The 22,446-nt window shown below is 44.7% G+C and carries 26 protein-coding genes; 16 read left to right on the top strand and 10 right to left on the bottom strand.

From position 1 onward, the window contains the following. Positions 1-2: 2 nt before the first annotated feature. On the bottom strand, positions 3-842 hold the full coding sequence (locus IAE16_RS00825) for a peptidoglycan DD-metalloendopeptidase family protein (RefSeq protein WP_323700807.1): 840 nt from the start codon (positions 840-842) through the stop codon (positions 3-5). A gap of 113 nt (positions 843-955) precedes the next feature. Between IAE16_RS00825 and thiC the strand changes: the two genes are divergently transcribed. The 5 genes from thiC to IAE16_RS00800 all read left to right on the top strand — a co-directional run bounded on the left by thiC (position 956) and on the right by IAE16_RS00800 (position 6,707). Further along, on the top strand, positions 956-2,323 hold the full coding sequence (gene thiC / locus IAE16_RS00820) for a phosphomethylpyrimidine synthase ThiC (protein ID WP_323700806.1): 1,368 nt from the start codon (positions 956-958) through the stop codon (positions 2,321-2,323). Between the two features lie 87 nt (positions 2,324-2,410). Next, positions 2,411-3,157, top strand: a complete 747-nt coding sequence (locus IAE16_RS00815; protein ID WP_323700805.1) for a DUF2334 domain-containing protein — start codon at positions 2,411-2,413, stop codon at positions 3,155-3,157. Further along, positions 3,084-5,330, top strand: a complete 2,247-nt coding sequence (locus tag IAE16_RS00810) for a glycosyltransferase (protein ID WP_323700804.1) — start codon at positions 3,084-3,086, stop codon at positions 5,328-5,330. The genes IAE16_RS00815 and IAE16_RS00810 overlap by 74 nt, the downstream gene beginning before the upstream one ends. Further along, entirely contained in the window at positions 5,317-6,420 is a 1,104-nt protein-coding gene (locus IAE16_RS00805) for a glycosyltransferase (RefSeq protein ID WP_323700803.1), read from the top strand. Before IAE16_RS00810 ends, IAE16_RS00805 begins: the two co-directional genes overlap by 14 nt. 80 nt (positions 6,421-6,500) lie before the next feature. Then, a complete protein-coding gene (locus tag IAE16_RS00800) occupies positions 6,501-6,707 on the top strand; it encodes a hypothetical protein (protein ID WP_323700802.1) in 207 nt (68 codons plus the stop codon). On the opposite strand, the gene IAE16_RS00795 is transcribed toward IAE16_RS00800, so the two are convergent. The 8 genes from IAE16_RS00795 to IAE16_RS00760 are packed head-to-tail and all read right to left on the bottom strand — an operon-like array spanning position 6,704 to position 10,965. Then, on the bottom strand, positions 6,704-7,039 hold the full coding sequence (locus tag IAE16_RS00795; RefSeq protein WP_323700801.1) for an SCP2 sterol-binding domain-containing protein: 336 nt from the start codon (positions 7,037-7,039) through the stop codon (positions 6,704-6,706). The genes IAE16_RS00800 and IAE16_RS00795 overlap by 4 nt on opposite strands. Further along, positions 7,023-7,280, bottom strand: coding sequence for a hypothetical protein (locus tag IAE16_RS00790; RefSeq protein WP_323700800.1), 258 nt, complete (start codon positions 7,278-7,280; stop codon positions 7,023-7,025). Before IAE16_RS00790 ends, IAE16_RS00795 begins: the two co-directional genes overlap by 17 nt. Beyond that, the gene (locus IAE16_RS00785) at positions 7,277-7,552 is read right to left on the bottom strand and encodes a hypothetical protein (protein ID WP_323700799.1); all 276 of its coding nucleotides are present in this window, start codon (positions 7,550-7,552) and stop codon (positions 7,277-7,279) included. Before IAE16_RS00785 ends, IAE16_RS00790 begins: the two co-directional genes overlap by 4 nt. Then, complete coding sequence (locus tag IAE16_RS00780; RefSeq protein ID WP_323700798.1) at positions 7,518-9,641, bottom strand: heavy metal translocating P-type ATPase; 2,124 nt, start codon at positions 9,639-9,641, stop codon at positions 7,518-7,520. Before IAE16_RS00780 ends, IAE16_RS00785 begins: the two co-directional genes overlap by 35 nt. Then, a complete protein-coding gene (locus IAE16_RS00775) occupies positions 9,638-9,841 on the bottom strand; it encodes a hypothetical protein (protein ID WP_323700797.1) in 204 nt (67 codons plus the stop codon). Before IAE16_RS00775 ends, IAE16_RS00780 begins: the two co-directional genes overlap by 4 nt. Before the next feature lie 12 nt (positions 9,842-9,853). Then, complete coding sequence (locus tag IAE16_RS00770) at positions 9,854-10,168, bottom strand: hypothetical protein (protein WP_323700796.1); 315 nt, start codon at positions 10,166-10,168, stop codon at positions 9,854-9,856. Between the two features lie 11 nt (positions 10,169-10,179). Next, positions 10,180-10,554 carry a hypothetical protein gene (locus tag IAE16_RS00765; protein ID WP_323700795.1) on the bottom strand — a complete coding sequence of 125 codons (375 nt, stop codon included), beginning with the start codon at positions 10,552-10,554 and terminating at the stop codon, positions 10,180-10,182. A gap of 45 nt (positions 10,555-10,599) precedes the next feature. Continuing rightward, positions 10,600-10,965 (bottom strand): CZB domain-containing protein, encoded by a 366-nt coding sequence (locus tag IAE16_RS00760; protein ID WP_323700794.1) that lies wholly within the window; start codon positions 10,963-10,965, stop codon positions 10,600-10,602. 243 nt (positions 10,966-11,208) lie between these two features. Here IAE16_RS00760 and thrB point away from each other — a divergent pair, with 243 nt between their 5' ends. Both thrB and IAE16_RS00750 read left to right on the top strand, forming a co-directional pair. After that, positions 11,209-12,108 (top strand): homoserine kinase, encoded by a 900-nt coding sequence (gene thrB / locus IAE16_RS00755; RefSeq protein ID WP_323700793.1) that lies wholly within the window; start codon positions 11,209-11,211, stop codon positions 12,106-12,108. Continuing rightward, the gene (locus IAE16_RS00750) at positions 12,089-12,772 is read left to right on the top strand and encodes a type III pantothenate kinase (protein WP_323700792.1); all 684 of its coding nucleotides are present in this window, start codon (positions 12,089-12,091) and stop codon (positions 12,770-12,772) included. Before thrB ends, IAE16_RS00750 begins: the two co-directional genes overlap by 20 nt. On the opposite strand, the gene IAE16_RS00745 is transcribed toward IAE16_RS00750, so the two are convergent. Further along, positions 12,732-14,261, bottom strand: coding sequence for an HDIG domain-containing metalloprotein (locus IAE16_RS00745; protein WP_323700791.1), 1,530 nt, complete (start codon positions 14,259-14,261; stop codon positions 12,732-12,734). The two genes, IAE16_RS00750 and IAE16_RS00745, sit on opposite strands and share 41 nt — an antisense overlap. A gap of 82 nt (positions 14,262-14,343) precedes the next feature. On the opposite strand from IAE16_RS00745, the gene IAE16_RS00740 reads away from it, so the two are divergent. The 9 genes from IAE16_RS00740 to pstB are packed head-to-tail and all read left to right on the top strand — an operon-like array spanning position 14,344 to position 22,437. Beyond that, positions 14,344-14,853, top strand: a complete 510-nt coding sequence (locus IAE16_RS00740; RefSeq protein ID WP_323700790.1) for a hypothetical protein — start codon at positions 14,344-14,346, stop codon at positions 14,851-14,853. Continuing rightward, positions 14,783-15,232, top strand: coding sequence for a hypothetical protein (locus IAE16_RS00735; protein WP_323700789.1), 450 nt, complete (start codon positions 14,783-14,785; stop codon positions 15,230-15,232). Before IAE16_RS00740 ends, IAE16_RS00735 begins: the two co-directional genes overlap by 71 nt. Then, positions 15,229-15,756 carry a GTP-binding protein gene (locus tag IAE16_RS00730; RefSeq protein ID WP_323700788.1) on the top strand — a complete coding sequence of 176 codons (528 nt, stop codon included), beginning with the start codon at positions 15,229-15,231 and terminating at the stop codon, positions 15,754-15,756. Before IAE16_RS00735 ends, IAE16_RS00730 begins: the two co-directional genes overlap by 4 nt. Beyond that, positions 15,734-16,978 carry a HEAT repeat domain-containing protein gene (locus IAE16_RS00725; protein WP_323700787.1) on the top strand — a complete coding sequence of 415 codons (1,245 nt, stop codon included), beginning with the start codon at positions 15,734-15,736 and terminating at the stop codon, positions 16,976-16,978. The genes IAE16_RS00730 and IAE16_RS00725 overlap by 23 nt, the downstream gene beginning before the upstream one ends. Continuing rightward, positions 16,965-18,722 (top strand): GGDEF domain-containing protein, encoded by a 1,758-nt coding sequence (locus tag IAE16_RS00720; protein ID WP_323700786.1) that lies wholly within the window; start codon positions 16,965-16,967, stop codon positions 18,720-18,722. The genes IAE16_RS00725 and IAE16_RS00720 overlap by 14 nt, the downstream gene beginning before the upstream one ends. Before the next feature lie 32 nt (positions 18,723-18,754). After that, on the top strand, positions 18,755-19,759 hold the full coding sequence (locus IAE16_RS00715) for a PstS family phosphate ABC transporter substrate-binding protein (protein ID WP_323700785.1): 1,005 nt from the start codon (positions 18,755-18,757) through the stop codon (positions 19,757-19,759). Beyond that, positions 19,756-20,679: a phosphate ABC transporter permease subunit PstC gene (gene pstC, locus IAE16_RS00710; protein WP_323700784.1), complete on the top strand. Its 924-nt coding sequence runs from the start codon at positions 19,756-19,758 to the stop codon at positions 20,677-20,679. The genes IAE16_RS00715 and pstC overlap by 4 nt, the downstream gene beginning before the upstream one ends. Position 20,680: 1 nt before the next feature. After that, entirely contained in the window at positions 20,681-21,625 is a 945-nt protein-coding gene (gene pstA, locus IAE16_RS00705; RefSeq protein WP_323700783.1) for a phosphate ABC transporter permease PstA, read from the top strand. 11 nt (positions 21,626-21,636) lie between these two features. Further along, positions 21,637-22,437, top strand: coding sequence for a phosphate ABC transporter ATP-binding protein PstB (pstB, locus tag IAE16_RS00700; protein WP_323701651.1), 801 nt, complete (start codon positions 21,637-21,639; stop codon positions 22,435-22,437). Positions 22,438-22,446: the final 9 nt, after the last annotated feature.

Here is a 22,446-nt window from a genome sequence, read left to right as displayed (position 1 = left end):
TTTTACCTCCAAACTAAGAACTTCATGGGGTCTAAAGCCTTGTTGTCCAATATAACCTCATAATGAAGGTGTGGTCCAGTAGACCTGCCTGTAGAGCCAACTCTACCTATTGTCTGACCTGCCCTTATGCGTTGACCATTATGGACCTCAATACGAGACAGATGAGCGTATAGGGTAGAATAACCAGTAGGATGCCTTATTATTACAGTTTTCCCATAATTCCCAAACCTGTCCGCAAGCACCACAACACCATCCGCAGTAGCCCTAACAGGTGTGCCTTGTGGTGCTTCTATGTCTATACCTGTATGAAACTCATATCCCCTGCCGAAGGGATTTTTACGAAGTCCGTAGGTGGAGGTTATGTTTCCTGAGACTGGATAACCTATGGGTAGACCCTTCAAGCTTTTGTAAGTCTCTTCTGCAAAAAGATTTAGGGCTTCAAGGTAGTCTAAATGTGCAGGTTCAAAGGCCCTTCCACCACCTACCGCACCCCTTAAGTTTATTTTCACCCCCCTTTCTGAGAGGTATTTCTGTATATCCAACAGCTTTTTCTCCAAGTGACTAAGCCTGTGCTTTTTCTCTTCTATCTTCCGCCTTTCCTCGTCAAGCCTTTTCCACTCTTCTTCTAAGTCAGCAACCCTTTGTATGAGCTGTTCCTTCTTAGCCAATAACCTCCACTTCTCTACATAATTCCAAAGAGCCCAAGCCTTAAGGCTTATAAGGAGCAAAAGCACAAGGGAAAGCAAGATAGCCAAATTCCTCAAAAAGGACTTTCTTACGCTAAGACTGAGTGGTTTCCTGTGGTCATGCCATAAAATTGTTATTGTAATCCTATCCTTCATTCTAATCCCCCAAAAGTCTTATTAAGATTATAACCCTTACAAAAATCATATTGAACTAAATCCCTTTGTGATTATCTTATAAACACACTTTATTAACCTTAAGGAGGTGCGGTATGCTAAGAGCGGAATGGATAGAGGGTAGAAGGAAATACAAAAACAAAACCCAAATGCACCTTGCCCGTCAGAGTATCATAACAGAGGAAATGCAATATGTTGCCAAGAGGGAAGGTTTACACCCTGAGTTTGTTCGTCAAGAGGTTGCACGCGGGAGGATGATAATACCTGCCAACATAAACCATCTGCACCTTGAGCCCATGTGTATAGGTATAAACTCAAGGGTAAAGGTTAACGCCAACATAGGAAACTCTGGCTTGGCTTCTGATATACCTACAGAGGTAGAGAAGGCAAGGGTAGCCATAAAGTATGGTGCGGACACCATAATGGACCTATCCACTGGCGAAGCCATAAAGGAAACAAGGGAAGCCATAATAGCTGCAAGCACTGTCCCCGTTGGCACTGTCCCCATATACGAAGCCCTGAGGAGGGCAAAGGGTAATGTCAAAAATATGACTGTAGACCTTATTCTTGATGTGATAGAAGAGCAGGCTCAACAGGGTGTTTCCTATATGACCATCCACGCCGGTGTGCTAAGGGAGTTCTTGCCTATGGTTCAACACAGGGTTATGGGTATTGTTTCTCGTGGTGGTGCCATAATGGCACAGTGGATGGTAGAACACGGAAAACAAAACCCACTATATGAGCATTTTGACAAGATATGTGAGATATTCAAAAAATACGATGTGAGCTTTTCCCTTGGAGATGGTCTAAGACCTGGGGCTATAGCGGATGCGTCAGATGAGGCACAGCTTTCAGAACTCAAAGTCCTCGGTGAGCTTACAGAGAGGGCTTGGAGGCACGATGTGCAGGTGATGGTAGAAGGGCCAGGGCACGTGCCTATGGACCAGATAGAGTTCAATATGAAGGTGCAGCAAAAGGTGTGCCACGAAGCACCCTTTTATGTGCTTGGACCGCTTGTGATAGATATCGCACCGGGTTATGACCATATAGCCTCTGCCATAGGCGCAGCGATGGCAGGCTGGTATGGTGCGGCGATGCTTTGCTATGTGACTCCAAAGGAGCACCTTGGTCTTCCAAACCTTGAAGACGTAAAGCAGGGAGTTATAGCCTACAAGATCGCTGCACACGCTGCAGACGTGGCTAAGAACTGGCCCGGTGCAAGGGAGTGGGACCTTGAGATGTCAAAGGCTCGCTTCGCCTTTGATTGGAACAGGCAGTTTGAGCTTGCCCTTGACCAAGAGACCGCAAGGGCATACCATGACGAAACACTACCACAGGAAGGCTACAAGACCGCCAAGTTCTGCTCCATGTGCGGTCCTGAGTTTTGTGCCTATAAGATATCTCAAAATGTCTCTTCTAAGATGGAAGAGGTCCTTCATCTTGAAAACTGGATAGCTCCATAAGACCTTTTGGGGGCTTTGCCCCCTTCTTAACCAAATCTTAACCAAACCTTAAAGAAATCTTAACTTTTCCAACCTATCCTTATTCTCATGAAGCTCGCAATAGTGGAACTGCATGATGTGAGCCCTTACTATAGGGTGGAGTTTTTAAGTGCCCTTGAGCTTTTAGAGGATGTGGAATTGAATAGATTTTCCCTCTTGGTAGTGCCTTACTTCTGGGAATATGCACCACTGAGAGGAGATGGGAACTTTTTGAACCTCATAAAAAACCTCGGAGCGGAGTTAGTATTGCACGGTTATACACACAAAGGCAAAAAAAGGCTTCAAGACCTGCTTTGGACGGACGGGGAGGGAGAGTTTGGAGGACTTGACCTAATTGAAACCTATGAGAGGGTTCGCTCAGGCTTGGAGCTTATGGAATACCTCGGTCTAAAAACCACCATCTTTGTCCCACCCGCATGGATAGGAAATCCTTACCTTGAGGATGTGCTTTACTCTCTTGGTTTTGAAGGCGTAGCCTACAGGTGGCATATAAAAGACTTAGGCAATGAAAAAAGCATAAGCTCTCCCGTTCTTAGCTTTAGCAGTAGAAATCTTCTGTCTTGGCTTAGCTTAAAGGCTCTTCCCAGCATGCAAAGGCTCTACAAAGACCACCAAGTTCTCAGGCTTGCACTTCATATGACAGACTTTAGAGACGAGAGAAAGGTCAGGCTTTGGAAAGAAATACTAAGCAATATAAAAAAGGAAAGGAGGTTAATAAGCTATGGGGAATTACTTAGCAAAAGCGGACTTGCACCTTCATTCAAAGGCTTCCAACCTGCCGGGGGGTTGGTTTAGTAGGCTGGTGGGATGTCCAGAGAGCTTCACAGAGCCTATGGAGATATACAAAAGGCTCAAAGACAGGGGTATGAGCTTTATAACCATTACAGACCACAACACCATAAACGGAGTCCTTGAGCTGGCACATCTTCCTGAGGTCTTTATAAGCTGTGAGTATACGGTGGAAATTCCCGAAGAGAAGGGAAAGGTTCATGTGCTGGTATACGGCATCACGGAGGCTCAACATCAAGACCTTCTAAGGCTAAGAAACAACCTTTACGATTTTGTCAAATACCTAAAGTCTCATAGAATAGCCCACTCCCTTGCCCATCCTCTATATTCTGTTCAGGGAACTAAGATAACCCGTAGCCTTTTAGAAAAGTTGGTTTTACTCTTTGACAACTGGGAGGTGATAAACGGGACAAGGGGAGACAATGTTAGGTATGTGGAAGAGTCCATAGCCCGTGCCTACGATGGATGGGATAAGATACATGCCCTTGCGGAAAGACACAGGATAGAGCCTCAGAGGATAAGAGATAGAATAGCCTTCACCGCAGGCTCAGATGACCATGGTGGAATGGACGTGGGAAAGACTTGGACTGCGGTTGAGGGTGCGGTAAGCAAAGAGGACTTTTTAAGGGGTCTATGGGAAGGGAGAACGCATGTGGATACAGAAGAGCTGGGAGACAAAAGGCTTCTAAACATGATATGCAGAGTAGGCTATGACTTCTTAAAGAGCAAAAACCATATACCCTCTGAAGTGAGACCCATAACCGATTATGTCTTTATGCACTCAGACAACCCACTGGTGGGTATGCTTTTGAGAAATTTTCTCGGTATAAAGTCCGAGAGGTCAGACCTATTGAGGGAAATAGCAAAAAAACTGCCCTCTTTTACTTTGGAAAGGTTTTTGAAAAGCCCCTCACCGCAAACCCTTGGGGAGCTATGCCTGTCCCTCATGGCTCATGGCTTCCCCGCCTTTTTAAAATACGCCCAAAAAAGGGAAGAGGAAAAGATAAAGGTTCTTGGAAAAGAGTTTGGTATACTCAACGGAAGGTCTCCAAAGGTTGCCTACCTTACAGACACCTACCACCATATAAACGGCGTTGCAAGAAGTGCTAAGCTCATAAGACAGATAGCCCTTGAGGAAGACCTACCCTTCACAATAATAGTTTCTAACTCACAGGTGAAGGAAGAGGAAAAGCTCATAAACTTAGAGCCTATTGTGGAGATACCCACACCCTTTTACGAAGAGTTAAAAATGGGTCTTCCAAACCTGATAGAGCTTATGGACCTTCTTGAGAGGGAAGGCTTTACTCAAGTTCACATAGCCACGCCAGGTCCTCTTGGACTTATGGGATTTCTTGTGGGTAAGATTCTCCGTCTTAGGATTACCTCTGCCTTCCACACAGACATACCCACATACGCAAGAACATATACGGGAGACCCCGAAGTGGAAAGTCTTCTATGGAAAGCCTTTGTCTTTCTTGGTAATATTTCAGACAAGTTTTTTGTCCCTTCAGAACACTACATGAAGACCTTTATAAATAAGGGATTACATAACAGTAAGATAAGCACCTTCAAACGCGGTGTGGATACAGAGCTCTTCTCTCCTTACAAAAGAGATGAGGACTTCTGGTCTAAAAGGCTCGGAGTTAAAAAGCACCAAAGAGTTATCCTATATGTGGGTAGGGTTTCCAAAGAAAAGGGTTTGGATACTTTCCTTTACACTGCCAAATGCTTCCCCGAAGACATCTTTGTGATAGTGGGAGATGGACCCTATAGGAAAGAGATAGAGAACAAAAAACCAAAGAATGTGCACCTTGTGGGTTATATGGTGGGAGAGGAGCTGGCTACCGCTTACGCAAGCTCTGACGCGTTTTTATTCCCCTCTGAAACAGAGACCTATGGGCAAGTGGTTTTAGAGGCTATGGCAAGCGGTCTTCCTGTGGTAGTAAGCTCAAAGGGTGCATCTCACGAGCATGTTCAAGAGGGTGTAAATGGCTTTATAGCCACAAAGCCCGAGGACTTTGTAGAAAAGCTCTCCCTTCTTCTATCCAATGAAAGCCTAAGGAGAAGTATGTCTCAAGAAGCCCTATACTACGCAAGAAGCCTTGATATGAGAAAAACTTACATAGACTACATGTTAGCCATAGCTGGTCTTGGGAGGCTTGTCCATGAAACTTGTTGACATAACCCCATACTTTCATAGCAAAAGCGGAGGTATAAGGAGATACCTTCTTGAAAAAAGCAAGTATATGCAGAAAAAGGGTATAGAGCATGTGCTTATAATACCCGGAAAGGAAAGAAGAACATACCATATTAACTCCACCAAGGTCTACGAGCTTCCCTCCTTTCCTCTGCCTTTAACAGGTGGTTATAGGTTCTTCTCCTCCTTTGCGGAGATAAGGGAAATACTGAAAATAGAGGAGCCTGATGTAGTAGAGCTGGGTGGCACCTATCAACCCATAAATCATTTAAAGTCTGACAACTATCTACTAAGCGTCTTTTACCATTCTGACATAAGGACGGACCTTTCGCTTTTGCCCGCTCCAGAAAGGCTCAAAAGGGTGCTTTTGGAGCATACCATAAGAAAAAAGCTCGCAAAGGCAGACCTTATAATAACCCCCTCAAGGGTGCAGGAGGAGTTTTTAATGGCCTGCGGTCTTGAAAACATAATCACTGTAAACCTCGGAGTGGATACGGAGGTCTTTAACCCCTCTAAAAGAGACCCATACTTTGAAAAAGCCCTTGGCATATATGCTGGTAGATTTAAGCTAATATACGCTGGTAGGCTCTCGCCAGAGAAAAACTTAGACCTTCTCTTAGAAGTCTTTCAACACCTTGACCCTACCCTTTTCCATCTTGTGGTGGTAGGAGACGGTCCTCTAAGGAAAAGAGTAGAAAGGCTATCTCAGAAACTTCCTAACCTCACCTATCTTGGATACCTCCAAAGAGAAGAGGATTTGGCAAAAGTTTATGCAAGCTGTGATATCTTTGTGAGCACCTCTACAGGAGAAACCTACGGGCTTGCCTTTCTTGAAGCTCAGGCTTGTGGTTGTCTGCTGGTTGCCTATGATATGGGTCTTGAAACACAACCTTTTAAGGAGTTTTTGGTAAAAGAGCTCACTTTGGAAGCCTTCTACCACGCCATAGTCCGTGCCTGCAACGAGGTGAGTCTGGTTAACAAAGAAAAGGTCAGCTCCTTTGTGCTTAGTAATTTCTCTTGGAATGCTACTTTTGAAAAACTTCTTGATGTTTACCAAGGAGTCCTTGTTTAATAAGTTTTGCCTTGTGTAGCACAAAGAAGAAAACATAAATCTTAACAAAATCTTAACACTTTTCAGTTAAACTATCTAACATGAAGGAGAGGATAGAGGCACTAATCCAAGAGATTGAGAGGGAGAAGGACTGCTACAGGAGATTTCTTAAGAAGGGGGAGAAACTCAGAAAACGCGAAAGGGATACCTTCCTTACCGAAAAGGACAGAACCATACTAATTGAGTCCTTCGTGGTGGGTGGGCTAATAGAAAACCTCATAACCAAGGCAATAAACAGACTTCTTTAGAGAAGATTTTGTAGGATGGAGAGAATTCTTTGGTAGTCTCCCTTTATTCTTACCCTCCCTTCAAAGATGTAGCGGATTATCCTTGAGGGTTTTTCCACGAGCCTCATAAGGTCTTTGTAGTTTACTTTTACCACATTTTTAGCTTCCTGAGTGCTAATGGCTTGACGAATTCCTTCGGAGCTTATGATAAATAGTGCGATCTCTCTCTCAGGAAGCTCCACTTCAAGTAAGATGGGTTCTTGTATGTTTTTGAGAACTTCTCCGTGCGTCTCCTGTATATGATGAGCAAGAAGTTTAAGCTCCCTTATGTAGTCTTCAGTATTCGCTTTCAATGTGTATGACCCTTTCATCCTGAGATAGCCTCCTAATGATGTCCTCCAGGACCTCAAAAGCCTTCTCTTCTGTGGAGTATATGCCCAAAACCGCAGGAAGGAGAGGCTGGCTCATGTAGGCAACCACCTTGTAAACCAGCCTCTTTTTGCCCTCTATCTCTATTTTTGCCTCCTCTACCGAGAGGGATATAACATGCAGAGTATTAAGATACCTTCCGCTCCTTGTCCTTATAAAGTTCATCCTTGTTCCTTCTTCTCCTCTTCCTTTAGAGCCTTCTTTGCACCTTCTACTGCACCTTCAACGGAATACTTTACAACCTTGAGAGCCTTTTCTCCGATCTCCGCAGTGGTTTTGACTATCTCTTTGCTAACTTCCATAACCTTTGAGAGGGCTTCCGCAGGGAGGTCCTTTAGGCTCTTTTCCTCCTCCGCAATACCCATCTTCTTCTTTAGCTCCTCAAGCTCTGTCTTAATCCTTTCAAGCTCTTGTGCAAGGTCCTTCTTCTCTTCCATGGCTTTTCACCTCCTTAGGGTTTTTTATGGAATATAAGCCCAACAGCACTGTAGTGCCGTTGTTTATAAGCGTTGAAACTGAGGGACCAAAGAGTCCCAAGGCGGACCCAATAAGACCCACCGTGTTTGCAAGACCGTTTAATCTGTATATGGTCTTTAATTTTCTTATAGTTCTTTCCGCTATGTCCACCACATCCACAAGATGCCAAAGGCTGTCCCCTATAACCACGTCCGCCACCTCTATAGCTATATCCGTCCCGCTCCTCAGAGAAATACCCACGTCCGCAACAGAAAGAGCAGGCGAATCGTTTACACCATCACCCACAAAGGCTACCACCCTTCCCTGTTTTTTGAGCTTTTCCACCACCTTTGCCTTCTCCGCAGGGAATACCCTTGCATAATACTCCTCTATACCAAGCTCCTTTGCCATATACTTGGCTATGCCCTCATTGTCTCCCGTGCAAAGCACCACCCTTTTGCCCCTTCTTTTTAGCTCCGCCACCACATCCTTTGCATCTTCCCTGAGAGGGTCTCTGAAGGTAAGAAGCCCTACTATCTTTCTCTCTCTCACAAGATACAGCACAGACTTTGCCTCTGAGTGAAACTTGTCCACAAGGCTTCTTATTTCTTGGCTTATCCTTATCTTCTTTTTCTGCATAAAGCGCGTGCTTCCAAGCATAAACTTCGTGCCATTTAGCTCACCCTCTATTCCAAGACCTATGTGGTATTGAGAGTTTTCTCTTGGCAGGAGCTCCAAGCCTTTTGCTTCTGCGAGCTTTACTATAGCCCTTGCCACCGGATGAGTTATCCTCTGCTCAAGAGAAGCAGAATACAGAAGGGTCTCATCCTCTGAAACCTCAAGACCCACCACATCTTCTATGACTGGATGCCCCACCGTTAGAGTGCCCGTCTTGTCCATCACAAAGGTGTCTACCCTTGAGAGAGCCTCAAGTTTTCCACCGCTCTTTATGAGGATGCCATAGGTGGAAGCCTGTGCCACGCTGGAGAGCACTGTCAGAGGTGTGGCAAGGTGAATGCCGGTGTGATAGTCTATTATTAGTGTTGAAGTGAGCCTGCTTATTTGACCGCTTGTGATATAAGAGAGAGCACCAAGACCTATTGTGGGCATAACCAATCTATTGGCTGTTTCTTCTGCCATCCTTTGGATGTTTATGGGCTCTTTTATGCTCTCTTCCACTATCTTGGCTATCTTTGCCACTACCGTCTCTTCTCCTACCTCTTCCACCCTTATGTAGAGCTTGCCATCTTCCACAAAGGTTCCTGCAAAGACCTTGTCTCCCGTCTTTTTGTGGACAGGGTTAGATTCTCCTGTAAGAGATGCTTGATTTACAAGGGCATCTCCCTCTTCCACTACACCGTCCGCTGGTATCTTCTCCCCTGCGTAGACCGCTATAAGGTCTCCCCTTTTGAGGTCAAGGGCTTTTACCTTTACCGCCTGACCGTTGCCTATCATAAGCCAAGCAGTGTCCTCTTTGTAAGAAAAGAGCTTTTCAATCTTCTCATAAGCCTTCCTTTCCACCCTTTCAGAGAGGTAATCACCGAGGGCAAGGAGAAAGACCATGGTATGGGCAGAGAGTGGACTGCCTGTAAGGCTTGCCAATGCTATGGCAGAGGAGTCAAGCATATGCACGTCCAGTTTACCCTTTCTAAGAGAGCTAATCGCCTTTTCAAAAACAGGCTTGGAAAGGAGCAGGGTCATGCCTGCGAGCAAGGAGGTGGGCAGAAGACCCCTCATAAGGTAGGGCAGAAAGCCCAAGGTGCTAAGCATAAGCCAACGAGAAGCTCCATTAGCCTCTTTTTGTTTGCTTTGCTTTTCCCTTGATAGGTCCTCAAGAAAGACATCACGAGGTGTGTTTTCAATATGGCTTAGAAACTCTATAAGGTCAAAGTTCTTTGTGTCATACTCAAGGATAAGCCTTCCAGAAGATCTTGAATAGCTCACCCTCCTTACACCACCAAACCTTGAAAAGTAAGCCCTTAAGGTCTCGTCAGGATGATGTAGATACTGAAAGAGGTATGAGGTAAGCCTCAGTCTTCCAGGAGATAGCTTTTCTACCTTGTAGGTCATTCTGTCTTGCTCTCCTGCTGGAGCTTTAGCTCAAGGGCTTTAACCATAGCTTCTATCTCTCTTTGTGTTTCTTCAAGCCTTCTCCTTTCCTTTGCCCTATCGAGCATATAAAAGGCTAATAGGCCAATACCAAAGCCGAAAGCAAAACTAAAGGGACCAGAGCATACTGCCTTTCCAAGAATAGAAGTTATCTGGTTCATGTCCTTACCTCCTCACAGTCTTTCTTTTATTCTTTGTAGTATCTCCTGCTGTTTTTGGAGAATTTCTAACTTTTTCTCCACCTCAAGCCTATAGAGGTGCTTGGCTTCAGAGACCACGTCCTCCCAGAACTCTTTGCCCTCTTCAAGGTTTCCGCTGAGCCACTGCTGAAAGGCTATAACCTCCTTAGTAGTAGACACAAGAAAAGGTCTTGCATCCCTCATGAGCCTACTAAGGACCACGAGCCCCGCAAGGGCACCAAAACCGTACAACATCATGTTGGTGGAAAGGCATCCACCTATGGTGCTTGGAATACTCACATTAAACATGCCTTACCTCCTTAGAGATTACTTTTAAGGTATGGAGTTAAAAACATACTGCAAACCGCAAAGGAAATCAAGCCTACCTTCCAGCCAAGCAGTGCGGTGCTAAAGGCGAGCTTTATCACTGGATGCTTGAGGAAAGGCTGAAGGTAGAAGTTTACATCCTCACCCTCCAATCTTTGATAGTCCTTTTCGCGTTTAAGATTTTCTATAAGATAGTGGGCAAAACTACCCTCTTTGAACCTAATCAGAAGCGTCCTTGTATTTTCCTTGTATTCCACCCCCTCAACCCCCTCCACCCCGTTCATGCCACGGAGAAAAAGCTCCCTTTCCGCAGTGCTTGAAAAGTAGAGCCTTGCCTCACCTTTTCTGAGAGATACATACTCAATCATTGCAGAAGATTATAGAAGATAATTGTTAAGATTTGGTTAAGCATGTTAAACTTTTTTAACCCCAATAAGCATGCGTTCCAACCTCATCAAAAGCTGATAAAGGGTTAAGGAAGTATCCTGCATCTCTTTAACAAGGGCTTCGTCTGGGTTTTCGGTGTCTATTTGCTTGCCTATTTCATGGAATTCGCAGTGGACTTTTTCTACCTGCAATATAACCTCTCTTATTGGCTCTGGAAAATCCTCAAGGTTTGGCATTATATCCCTATAAAAGGTTTGACCAAAGGCACAGCAGTTTTCCTTTGTATCCCTACAACACTCCTTGTGGGCGAAATCTCCTCTTGACTCTATAGCCCTTTTTAGCCTCTTGATATAAAGCTCGTGCTGAGCCATGTAAAATCTCACGTCTACCATGCTATGCCTCTCCTCCGTAAAAATAGCACATACCTTTCGTAGGTTTCAAGTTGTTTACAAAAGCCATGAATACTCTTTTGCAAAAAAGGTGCCATAAGGAGAAGCTAAATAAAAGCCTGATAATTAAGACTTTCTGCCGTTCCTCTGTTTTGCAATGTAGGTAAAATTGTTGACAAATATGTGAAAATGTTTACACTTAATCTTTGACCCTAACACTTCAGGTATAGGATTATAATCTTTCTCATGCTACGCCTTCTTGTCCCTGCAAGCACCAGCAACTTTGGTTCTGGTTTTGATGCCTTTGGTCTTGCCCTCAGCCTATACAACGAGTTCTATATAGAGCCTTCTAAGGTATATACGATAGATATAGAGGGTGAGGGTGTAAGTCTGCCAAAAGACGAGAGCAATCTGTTTGTAAGAGTTTACAAAAGAGTCTGTGAGGTGTTTGCTCTTGAGGAAAAGCCTTTTAAACTCAGGCAGGTAAACCGAGTCCCTACCGCAAGAGGGCTTGGCTCTTCTGCCACTGCCATAGTGGGTGGCATCTTAGCCTGCGAGTCTTTACATGGCATTAGTCTAAGTCTTGAGGAAAAGCTAAGGGTTGCTTTTGAGTTTGAGCCACATCCGGACAACCTGCTTCCTGCCTTTCTTGGTGGCTTTGTGGTCTGTGCAAGCTCTGAGGAGGGTGTTAGGTTTCTAAGGCTTGACTTCCCAGAGGAGCTAAAGGTGGTGGTATGTGTGCCAGACTTTGAGCTTTCCACCCAGAGGGCAAGGGAGGTGCTAAGAAAAGAGGTCTCTTTAAAGGATGCGGTCTTTAACCTGCAAAGGTCTGCTCTTTTTGTGGGTGCAATTCTTACGAGGAGCTTTGAACTTTTGAAAGAGGCAGTTAAGGACAAACTTCATCAACCCTACAGGTCTGAGCTAATACCAGGCTTTTGGAAAGTGCTCCAGAAGGCTTACGAGGCTGGTGCTTTGGCGGTCTTTCTGAGCGGTGCGGGTCCTTCTGTGGCAAGTCTGTGTATTGACGAGGCGGAAAAGGTGGGCTCTGCCATGGTTCAAGCCTTCAAAGAGGAGGGTATAAACTCAAGGTATATAACGCTCCGAGCCTCCAAAGAGGGTGCAAGATGTGAGAGTTTTAACCCTTGATGTGGGAAATACCTCAGTGGACGTGTGCCTCTTTGAGGGTTCTTTGAAGTATGTGGGTAAACACAGCCATAAGGACGTGCCACTCTTGAGTGCAGACCTTGTGCTCGTGTCCTCTGTTAAACCCTCAGCGAACAATATCATCCTTGAAAAATACCCCCATGCGAGGTTTATAAGGGCGGAGGATGTGCCACTTCAAAGTGCCTTTGAGGGAAAGGAGAGAGTGGGCATAGACAGATTGCTCAACCTTTACGGAGCGGTCCAGCTCTTTTCAAAGGACGTAGTGGTAGCCAGCTTTGGCACTGCGGTAGTCTTAGACTTGGCGATAGATGGTGTATTTCAAGGTGGCTTTATAACTCTTGGTGTGGGCACTGGGCTTGAATGCCTTTCTCAAAGGGCGGAGTTAATTCCAAAGTTAGAGTTAAAAAAGACCATAGCCACCATAGGTAAAGATACAGAGACTGCAATTCTCGGTGGGTTTTATAAGCAGTATTTTTATTTCCTTGAGGGATGTTTGAGAGAATGGCAAAAAGCCTATGGCAAGAGCCTTAGTCTTGTGCTAACTGGTGGCGACGGATGGCTCTTCGAGGAGCTTGGCATATACGAACCTCTTCTTATCCACAAGGCTATGCTTCTTCTTTTAGGCTTTTATAGTAAGCCTTTATAAACTCAAGGGCTTCCTCTTTGGTCTTTACCTTACCCTCCAACTGTGCTTCCTCAAGAGCTTTCTTGAGCTTTCCCACAAGAGGACCCTGAGCTATACCAAGGGTCTGCATTATCTCCCTTCCATCAAGCAGGGCTTCTATTGAGACTTTTGAAAGTTTTTCTCTTTTAAAGCTCACCAAGTCATGTATAGTCTCAAGAAGTTTCTTTATCTCCACCTCTTGGTCACCACTACCTATAGCGTCCGCAATGGCATGCAAAAAGAGATGACCTGCTATGTCTCCACACTCTCTCCAAAAGTTCGCCCTTCCTCTGTCCGTAAGCTGTCCTTTAGAGAGGGACTCCCTCAGGTAGAAGGGTCTTAGGTGCTCTCTCACAAGCCTTGCCACAAACTCTGTTGCTAGCTCACCCCATTTGTAGGCTTTGCCATAGCCCCTTACCAGCTCCGCACCCAGCTTATCGTGGTTGTAAAAGGTTATCTTACCTTCTCTCACCTCAAAGGTATGAGGCTTGGCAATGTCATGAAAGAGTGCGGAAAGTTTAAGTAGCTCAATGTCAGAGAACTCACCATGCACTTCCATTTCCCCAAAGTTTTCCAAAAGCTCCGCAGGCAGGTATATGTCCCTCTCCTGTATAACCCCTTCAAGGGCTTCAAGCACCCTAAAGACATGCTCTTCAAGAGGGTATATGTGATGCTCCCCCTGGTCTCTTATCTCCTTCCAACGGTCTGTGTCTGGGAAAAGCTCCTGCAAAACTCCATGTGCGTATAGGTCTTTGAGCACCCTATAGCTTTTAGGATGTCTAAGGATTTTGAAAAGCTCAAGATTTATCCTCTCGGCTGGTGCCTTCTTTACAAGATGCTTCTTTTTCTTTACAAACTCGTAAAAATCTTCGGTAAGCTCAAGCCCCTTTTCTACCGCAAGGCGAAAGCCCCGTAGTATCCTTACTGGGTCTTCCTCAAGGTTTTTGAAAGAAACAGGTCTCAAAAGCCCCTGCTCTAAGTCCTCTACGCCATGAGCTGGGTCGTAGATTAGGGTTTGCTTTGCACCTATGCTAAGCACATCATCTATGCTAACCGCCATAGCGTTGGCGGTAAAGTCCCTTGAAAGCAGGTCTTCCACCAGAGCCTTTTCTAAGTCTCTACCCTTTATCTGAGCAAAGTCAAAACGATACTTGTAGGGTGGAAGTCTCAGAACCACTGTCGCTATGGTAGGTCTCCTAAGCAGTCCCTTTTTCTCAAATTCAAAGTAAGAGCCACCTATCCTCTCTGCGAGCTTTTTGGCGGTTTCTCTTGGGTCGCAGGTTACCAAAAGGTCTACATCTATATGGTATCCCACAGGCTCACCCAGAAACCTATCTCTTACCCAACCACCCACTATAAAACAGTAGGCTTCCCTCGGTAGAACCCTTGCAATATCGTCAAAGTAGGTCATATAAAAGTTAAGTCCGTGCGCGGTATGCTTTATACCTTTCTCAAAGATAAGCTCCTGCATAGTATAAGAATTTATCTCATAGGTCTCTCCTTAACAAATTCTTAACACAAACTCGTTATATTTCTCCCTTAGGAGGTGAGCCATGTGGTTTATTGAGGAAGAAGAGCTTTTGAGAGCTTTGGCTCAGGGTATTGCGGAAGTGGGTGGTGAAAGAGCTTACAAAACCTTTAGCAGGTTAGTGGATGAGTTAAAGAACCGCAATGCTCTTTTGGCGGTAGAACGGGCTGTGAGCTATGCCTTTGACCAATCTGGACATATTCTTATGAACCACATAGGCAGGAGGTATGCAAGGGAAAGACAGTTAAACTTAAACAGTATAAACCTGCCCGATGGTAAGGCGGTTATCGAGGTCTCCGCTTGTCCCCTTTGGGATATCCCCGAGCTAAAGCCTACGCAATCTATAGTATGTTCCTTTTGCAAGGGATATATAGACGGCATTGCTAACTTTATAGGGATTGGAAAGCTAAAGGGAGTGGGTGAGGTGGAGGGTCGCTGTCAATTCACTTTTGGAGGTGAAGAAGATGGACCTTATTGGTTACAGCCTCAAGGAACAGGAGTTGGAGGAAATAAGCAAGAAACTTCAGGACTTTAAGAACTCCCTGCTTTTAGACCTTGTGGTGCTTATGGATGACGGAGGAAGGCTTGTGAGCTTTGCTCCCTTTGTAGACACTTACAAGTCTGTTGCTCAGAGAGTTGCCCTTATCGGTGCTGCGGTGGTGGGTGCGGTAGACCAGCTTGAAAACATTATTTCTTCAAAGAGAAGCATGTTTTTCTCAGGACAGGAAAAGAATATGTATGTGCATATGTTAAGCCACAAGTTTATGTTAGCCTCGGTGTTTAATCATAAGGTCCCCCTGGGAAGTGTAAAGCTCTTTAAGGAAAAGCTATCAAGGGAGTTGACCACACTTTTGGAAAACGCCCTCGCAAGAGGTGAAAACAGGGTAGTAAGGTTTGAGGACCTGGCTCTATGACATTACGCATCCTATACCACGGGCTTGGTATGGCGGGAAAGACCACAAACCTTGAAAAACTGCGTGAGATATATTCCAATTATGTTTTAGACAGAATCCATCAGCAGACCTCTGAAGGCAGGACAGTATACCTTGACATACTATCTCTCAAGATAAAGACAAAGTCAGGAGGAAAGGAATTAAGTGTGGAGGTTTTTACCACCCCAGGTCAAGAGAGGTTTAAGATTCTTAGGAAATGGATATTTGGCTATGTGAACGGGCTGGTGCTTGTGCTGGACTCCACAAGAAGCCTTGAGGAAAACCTTAGGGCTTATGAAGAAGTCAAAGAATACGGACTAAACGGTGTGCCAATGGTGCTTCAGCTAAATAAACGAGACATAGGAAAGCTAAGTCCAGAAGAGGTAATGGTGGCTTTTGGCAACCTTCCCATTGTGGAAGCGGTTGCTACAGCGGGCATGGGTGTGGCGGAGACCTTCAGGGCAGTCCTTAAGGAGGCTTTGAATGCAAAAGCTACTGCTGGCTGACCAAAGCCTTAGGCTCAAGCCTCTATATGGGCCCTTTCATAGGGATATGCTAAACCTCTCTTGGCTCTTGGAGTCTGTTAGAAGCTCTCTCAAAAGCGGTTATTTTATGGTGCAAAAGCTACAAGACCTTGGCTTCTTGCCTGTGCTTGAGGGAAAGCCCTATGGAGAACTGCCTGAGGATTTTGAGCTTATAAGTTTCTATCAAGCTACAGAGAACTTCCTTATACATGCCTTCGGAATGTATGAAAGACATAGAATACCCCTCTACAGCGACAGACCTCTTTGGATAAACCTTGAAAGTATAAACTTCAACATAAGGGAGTTTTTCAAAAAGCTCATAGACTTTGAGGTAACAGGTTACATGGTGGTGGAAAACAGGGTAAAACTCATAAAAGGTATAGTGCTTCTCCAAAAGGGATTTGTGCTTTATGTGGACTATGCAGGTCTAAAGGGTTTGGACGCCCTCAAAACCCTCATTGAAGACCTAAGTAAAGATACATGCATATTGAGAGTTTACGAGCTTTCTGAGGAGCTATTGTCTTTAATGATTCTTGAGCCAGAGCTTGCAGGTGTTTACGAAGAATATCAGGCAGTCCCCTTAAGAGCCTTAAACTCCACACTTCTGCTCGTAAGCGTCTCCGCAGAAAAATATGGCTATAAGGTCCTCATGCAGGAAGAGGAGGTCTACTCAGAAGGTTTTGAGAAGGATTCACCCTTCTACGAGCTTTATGTGGTATCCTTTGGAAATACCAACTTAGAACCCATTGATGTGCTTTCTATCATAGAAGAAAAAAACAAGCTCAAGGTTGTAAAATACGACCCAGACCATCCAATTCTATACTTTTGTCCCGCTTGCTGGAGCGTGGTTTCAAAGGATGACAAGGTCTGCCCCAACTGTGCTTATGACCTCACAGAATTTCATGAGCTTCCTTACGAATACAAACTCATCATGGCTTTGGAACATCCCGTCAAGGATATGAAAAAGAACGTCATATATACCGTAGGCAGGAAGGACTTAGAGATGGCTTTGCCCCACCTTGAAATTATGATAAACAGAGAAACAGATCCTATAATCCTTATGGAGATAGCGGATGCCCTCTCAAGGATGAGCTCGCCAGAAGCAGTGAGGCTTCTCAGAGAGCTTGCCAAACACCGCTATCCCGTGGTTAGGTCAAGGGCCAATATGCATCTTCATAAAAGGCTAAGAGATGCTTCAGAATGAGCTAAAAACCTACGCAAAAAGGGAGTTTCTTTCACAGCTAAGCATAGAACCCTATTACCAGCCAATTGTGGACCTTGTGGAGTCTGATGTATTTGCCTATGAGGCTTTGAGTAGATTTAGATTGGAAAATGTTCCAGTAAAGCCTATCAAAGTATTCAAAATGGCTGAGAACATTGGCTTTCTACCAGAGCTTGACCTCATGTGCAGGAAGTTGGCTATAGAAAGTTTTTCAGGTATGAAAGGGTATTTATTCATCAACGTGTTCCCTGATTATTTGGTTTCCGAATACATAGGAAAGGGGCATACGCTTTCATATCTCTCAAATGCAGGTCTTAGCCCCTCAAGGGTGGTTCTTGAGCTTAATGAGGCGGTCAGGGTACAGGATATGAGCCTTCTCCAAAAGGCTATAAAATACTACAGAGAACTTGGTTTCGGAATAGCCATAGATGACATAGGCACGGGCTTTAACTCCATAAACCAGCTTTTGGAGCTTGAAGGTCTCTTGGATTATGTAAAAATACCCAGAGAATTGGTGGACGGTGTCTCGAAAAGCAAGATAAAATACAACCTTATAAAAGTTCTTTCTGAAGTATGCACAAACATAGGCGCAAAACCCATATACGAAGGACTGGAAAAGGAAGAAGACCTTATGACCATATACCACGACTTTAGTGTTCAACTTGTCCAGGGCTTTTACTTTTCAGAGCCTCTTACAGCCTCCAAGGCAAGAGATTTTACACCCAATGTAAAATTAGCTAAGATATGCAATGGCAATTGCCTAAATGGTAGAAGACTTAATAGCCTAAGGTTTCAGCCTACGGAAAAGTTTCACATTTTCATGGAAAGTGTGGAGAATAGTGTAGATAGGTATGTAATTTTACAGGTAGGAGAAGATAGATACATGGTAGACCTCTGGAGGCTCAAAAGCCAAGTAGACACAAAAAAAAGAAACCTTTATCACTACAAAGACCTAATAGAGGTCATAGAAAAAGAAAAAGACCTTTTCTTGAGTTTTCAAAGCCTTCCCATACTTAGACCAGAGAAGGCAGATACGAAAAACCTCTTTGACCTTATAATAAATTCAAAATACCAGCTGTTCCTCTTGGAAGAGAGCGACCATATAAAGGTTGTTGAGCGAAACAACCTTCTTGACTACTTTTATAGAACCCTTGCAAAAGAGCTTGCGGATGTAAACCCCCTTACCTATCTTCCTGGCAACAGGCTTATAGAAGAGAAGATAAAAGAGCTCGGCTCTAAAGAAGAGTTTTGGGTTTGCTACATGGACCTTGATAACTTTAAGGCTTTTAATGATGCCTACGGCTTCTATGCTGGAGACCAGATGATAAAGAGGGTTGGTTTTCTATTGGAAGACTTGCGCAGGTTAAACACAGATCGTGTATTCGTAGGTCATATAGGGGGTGATGACTTTGTAATTCTTCTGTGGGATATGAGTTTGGAAACCGCAAAGGAAAAGCTTCTGGGACTAATAAGAGAAATTCAGGAAAAGCTTCTTGAGTTTTATAGTCCCGAGGATAGAGAAAGAGGCTACTATCTTGCAAGAGGCAGGGATGATGAGCTTAAGGAGTTTCCGGTGGCTTCAGTCTCTGCGGTTCTTTTAAAGGGGTCTAAGGACCCTCTCGATGTATCCAAGAGGTCCGCACAACTGAAGAAAAAGGCAAAGTCCTACAGAGGAAGCGTGCTATTGGTGGAGTTTCTTAACGAAATCTTAACAATTAACCTGTAAACTTATAGCAAAATCCTTAAGGAGGTGGTAAAATGAGAAAGAGGATGCTAAAAAGTGCTGTCCTCTCAATGGGAGCTTTGGCTCTCTTGTCCGTGCCCGCAAAGGCACAGCAGATAATCAGGGTTGACGGTTCTTCCACCGTTTATCCCTTAACAGAGGGTGTAGCGGAAGAGTTCCAAAAGGCAAAGAGGGGTGCGGTAAAGGTCACCGTGGGTATATCTGGCACAGGTGGTGGCTTTAAGAAGTTCTGCAGAGGCGAAACGGACATATCCAACGCCTCAAGACCCATACTTGCAAGGGAAATGGAAGAGTGCAGAAGGAACGGCGTTCAGTATATTGAACTTCCTGTAGCCTACGACGGTCTTGCGGTGGTTGTAAACCCAAGAAACAACTGGGCAACCTGCATGACAGTAGATCAGCTCAAAGAAGTATGGAAGCCTGAATCTCAGGGCAAAAGGATGATGTGGTCAGACCTTGACCCCAATTGGCCCAGACAGGAAATAAAGCTCTGTGGACCTGGTTCTGACTCTGGAACCTTTGACTACTTTACCGAAGCAATAGTGGGTAAGGCAAAGTCTTCAAGAGGTGACTACCTTGCATCTGAAGACGACAATGTGCTTGTGCAGTTTGCCCAAAGAGAAAGGGGTGCTCTCTGCTACTTTGGACTTGCCTATGTGGAAGAAAACAAGGGTAAGGTAAAGGCTATACAGATAAGAAACCCTAAGACTGGTCAGTGTGTAGCACCCACATACCAAACAGTCCAAAACGGCACATACCAACCCCTCTCCAGACCACTCTTTATATATGTAAACGCAAAGGCTGTGCAAGAAAGACCTGAGGTAAGAGAGTTTGTAGAGTTTTATCTCAAAAACGCAGGCAAGATAGCCAGACAAGTGGGATACATAGCCCTTCCTGACAGGGCTTACAAGATGGCAGAAGAAAGGTTCAACAAGAGAGTGCTCGGCACCGTCTTTGGTGGTGAGCCAGAGGTTGGTCTTACCATAGATGAACTTCTTAAGAGGGAAGCCAAGCAATGACACTCTCCATAGGAGTTAAAAAGTCAATAGACATAGCCCTGTATCTTTTCTTGATGCTTATGGGGGCTGTGTCCATCTTCATAACCTTTGCCATAGTCTGGGTTTTGTTGGTAGACACCGTAAGGTTCTTCACCCACCCCGAAGGGGGTGGCTTTCCCACTTCACTTATAAGGTTCTTTACGGAAACTCAATGGACTCCCACATTCTACTATAAGCAGATAGGTATATGGCCTTTGGTTAACGGTACCTTTATTATTGCTTTTATATCAATGTTGATTTCTATTCCTCTTGGGATAGTAGTAGCCATATACTTGAGCGAATACGCAAGTTGGAAGGTTAGAGAAACGGTAAAGCCCTGGCTTGACTTTCTTGAGGCAGTTCCCACAGTGGTTTATGGTTACTTTGCCCTATTGTTCGTCACCCCCATACTTAGCAAACTTCTTGCGCCCTTCGGTATATACGTGGAAGGTATGAATGCCCTATCCCCTGGCATAGTCATAGGTATAATGATACTTCCCTACACCGCATCCATGATAGAGGACGCCTTTAAGGGTGTCCCCCAATACCTAAGGGAGGCATCCTATTCCCTTGGAGCTTCTAAGCTCAGAACCGCTCTGTTTGTAGTTCTTCCTGCTGCAAAGTCCGGAGTGCTTTCCGCGTACCTTCTTGGGTTTTCGAGGGCGATAGGTGAAACTATGGTGGTGGCAGTAGCAGCTGGTATGTATCCTCAAATAACCGCTAACCCTCTTGAGCCAGTTCAGACTATAACAGGATACATAGTTCAAGTAGCTCTTGGAGACTTGCCCTTTGGCTCTTTTGAGTATCTATCCATATTTGCTGCAGGCTTTATGCTCTTTGGTATAACCCTGATACTAAACTCCATAGCGGTTTACTTAAAATCCAAAACAGTGGGGTATTAAGATGGAACAGGGTATCGAAGTTAGAGGAGAGTTAGAGACAAGGCTAAAAGAGTTTGACATAGAAGGCTACACAAAGGGCGTAAAGAAGAGGGATAAGCTTTTTGAAATACTTGGACTTATTGCAACCTTTCTGGTTCTACTCTTCCTCTTTGCTATAGCTGTAGACCTTCTCATTGACGGATGGGTGAGAATAAAAGACCCTAACTTCTACACCTCTTTTCCCTCAAGGTTTCCAGACCAGGCGGGAATACTCTCCGCTTGGGTTGGAACGGTTTTAGTCATGGCAGGGGCAATCTTTTGGGCTGTCCTTATAGGCATTCCAGCGGGCATATACCTTGAGGAGTATGGAGGTAAGGGAAAGATAGCAAGAATAATAGAGGCAAACATATCAAACCTCGCCGCAGTGCCTTCTATAGTATACGGTCTATTAGCTTTAGGAATATTCGTATACAGGTTTGAGTTCGGAGAAAGCATACTTACCGCAGGTCTTACTCTTGGTCTTCTCATGTTACCCGTTGTGGTGGTCTCCACAAGAGAGTCTATTAGGAGAATTCCGCGTTCCATAAGGGAAGCCGCCTACGCCTTAGGAGCTACAAGATGGGAAACCCTTTTCCACCATATACTGCCCTACTCAATTGGTGGAATACTCACTGGGCTTATAATCGCAGCTTCAAGGGCTATAGGAGAGACCGCACCACTCATAACCATAGGAGCTCTAACCTTTATAGCCTTCCTGCCACCAGCACCTTGGGAAGACTTCATTGGAATGCTTAAGTCTCCCTTTACGGTTTTACCCATACAAATGTTCAACTGGGTTTCAAGACCTCAGGCTGCCTTTCACACCAACGCAGCTGCCGCAGGCTTTATCCTGCTTGTGATAGCCCTTTTAATGAACTCCATAGCCTTCTATTTAAGGTTTAAAGTAAGGAGGAAATACCAATGGTAAATCCTGCTAAAATGTTAGAGGAGCGGAAAGCGGTGCAAAGTGCAGGACCAGCTAAGGTTAAACTTGAAGCGAAAAACTTTAACTTCTACTACGGTAGTTTTCACGCTCTAAAGAACATAAACTTTCCCATATATGAAAAGAAAGTAACTGCCATAATAGGACCCTCTGGCTGTGGCAAAACTACCCTTCTGAGAGCCTTTAACCGTATGCACGACCTATATCCGGGAGCTCGTTATGAGGGTGAGATAATAATACATCCTGACGGTGTGAACCTTGTAGACTCAAAGACAGACCCACTAAGGGTTAGAATGCGTATAGGTATGGTTTTCCAGAAGCCTAACCCTTTTCCCAAGAGCATATACGAAAACGTCGCTTATGGTCTTAAGATAAGGGGTATAAAGAACAAAAAGCTACTTGACGAAGCGGTAGAAAAGGCTCTTGTAGGTTCAGCTCTCTGGGATGAAGTAAAGGATAGGCTTCATACAAACGCCTATTCCCTTTCTGGAGGTCAACAGCAAAGGCTTTGTATAGCCAGAGCCATAGCGGTAGAGCCCGAAGTCCTTCTCTTTGACGAGCCCACCTCAGCCCTTGACCCAATATCCACCGCCAAAATAGAGGACCTTATAGTGGAGCTAAAGCAGAGGGTTACCATAGTGATAGTGACCCATAACATGCAACAGGCTGCGAGGATATCGGACTACACTGCCTTTATGTATCTTGGAGAGCTTGTGGAGTTTGGACCCACAGAGAAGATTTTCACAAAGCCTGAGAAGAAACTCACAGAAGACTACATAACAGGAAGGTTTGGATAAAATATCTTT

Source organism: Hydrogenobacter sp. T-2, assembly GCF_033971325.1.
GTDB classification, from domain to species: domain Bacteria; phylum Aquificota; class Aquificia; order Aquificales; family Aquificaceae; genus Pampinifervens; species Pampinifervens diazotrophicum.
This window is presented reverse-complemented; position numbering and strand designations above follow the sequence as displayed.